Source organism: Campylobacter sp. 2457A, from assembly GCF_020135895.1.
In the GTDB taxonomy this organism is placed as follows: domain Bacteria; phylum Campylobacterota; class Campylobacteria; order Campylobacterales; family Campylobacteraceae; genus Campylobacter_D; species Campylobacter_D taeniopygiae.
The window spans coordinates 1-1,920 of the sequence record NZ_JACHTO010000055.1 but is presented as its reverse complement, the minus strand read 5'-3'; the positions used below and the strand labels follow the sequence as shown (position 1 = coordinate 1,920).

Below are 1,920 nucleotides of genomic sequence, written 5' to 3'. Positions count from 1 at the left end.
TGCTTCCAAAGAAATACCGGTTTTACTTATAGCTCTTTCATAAATTTCTCTACAATCAACCACATCTTTATGGTTAGCAAAAATAAAAAATTTCTCTTCTTTTAAATCAACAAAGGCAGTTGAACTTACAGAATTAAATCCTATATTGGTTTTAGCAATTTGATTTTTACTTAAATAATAACTAGTGCAATGATTTTCATAAATTAAATTAATCATTTGTTTTTTTCTAGCTTGAAAAAATTCTTGATTGTCTTCATTGCTGATACATTTAAAACAATCAGAATTGTATTTTAAAATTTCTCCTATATTATCTTTTATAGGTATCTCTTGATTCTTTTCATCTTTGATATTAAAAGGCAGCATTTTGTAAATTGCTTCTGCACAGTTTGTATCTTTTTTCAAATCCTCATCTAACAATTTCTCTAATATACATCTATCGAGTATTTCTATATGAACCTGCATGGCTTCTAAAACTAAAAAAGAATCAGGTATGACAAATTTATTTATCATTTCATACTCACTTATAAAAAATGATTCTTGTGCATCCTTGTAAGTAAGGTTAAATTCTTTATTGTATTTATTAACTTTACATAAAGTTTTAAAAGTTTTACCTAATACCACGCTGATATAATTTTGATTTTTATCTTGGATATTTACATTATCTTCTAATAAAAGCTTATTTTTCTCACTTAAGTCGATTAAATTTTGTGCATAAGAATTTAGATAATCCAACACGCAAGCGATATCGCCTTTTAATTCTTTAATATTTTCATTATATTTTACTAAGTGTTCATAAAAATAACTCGTCCAAACTATATTATACATAAAATGGCTAGTTTTATAATAGTTTTTTTCAAGCTCTCCTATATGGATTAAATGCAACCTATCTGTATTTTTATAATCAAATTTATTTTTAATATTCAAGCCATATTTATAACCTAAATCACTTATTAAAGATCTCGAAGGTTCTATTGTCTGCCTACCTTCTCGTAAAATATCCTCATTTGGGATAGGTTTAGCTATCGTTTCTATGTGATGTACTTCTATATCTGTTTTACCCTTACTTGCTTGTTTTATATTAAGAGCACACTCATCTAATCTTTTTTGATTGACTTGCCCTTGCATTTTTTTACAATCTTCAATCAAACCATCAGTTCCATCTTTTAAATTTAAAGCCTTAGAGCAATTATCTAAAGTCTTTCTAGTCATACCAAAGCCAAAAAGTTTTTTTATCCCTTTAACAAGCAATTTAAAAACAAGCCTAACAAATCTAATAAAAATATTTATTAAACTTGCTACAAGCCCTCCTATACCTGCTCCATTATAAGTATAAAGTTTTTGAATGTATTTTTTTTGTCCAAAGATACAAAAACATTGTGCTAAATATCCACCTAAAGAATGTCCTACAATATCGATTTTAAAATCATCGCTTCCATGTTTTTTTCTAATAGCATTTAAAATACTATCACTATAATCAAGCAAAGATATAATCTGAGGAATTCCAGCCCCTAAAGCTATAAATCCATCAGTCAAAACTAAATCTTTTAAAAATTCTTCAGTACCACGAAAGGCTAAGATATAGGTATTGTCATTTTTGGTAGTATCTTTAAAAATAGTATGAGAATAACCACTAATGCTAGTATTTTTTACATGATCTATAACTTCATAACGAGAAACGAATTTTTTAGTGCGGGGGCTAAGGTGGTATCTAAATGCATCTGTATTTTCATGATGTTTGGCAAAATTTAAAGCCAGTAGATATTCTTGTTTTGTTATTTCTTCATGTTTGTTTCTATAGATGAAGATTTGAGCTTGGGTGTTTATTTTTTCAGGCTTACTATCTTTACGACGGTCTATTGGATCGGGTTTTATAATCTTTCTATCTAAAGAAAATCTAGCTTCTATAGCAGCAGCATAGGC

The 1,920-nt window shown here is 27.8% G+C and carries 1 protein-coding gene; it reads right to left on the bottom strand.

Annotated features, from left to right (window positions below; translation table 11 throughout):
• Positions 1 to 1,920 (bottom strand): hypothetical protein (locus tag H2280_RS08230; protein ID WP_337216235.1); only part of this gene is annotated, 1,920 nt, incomplete at both ends.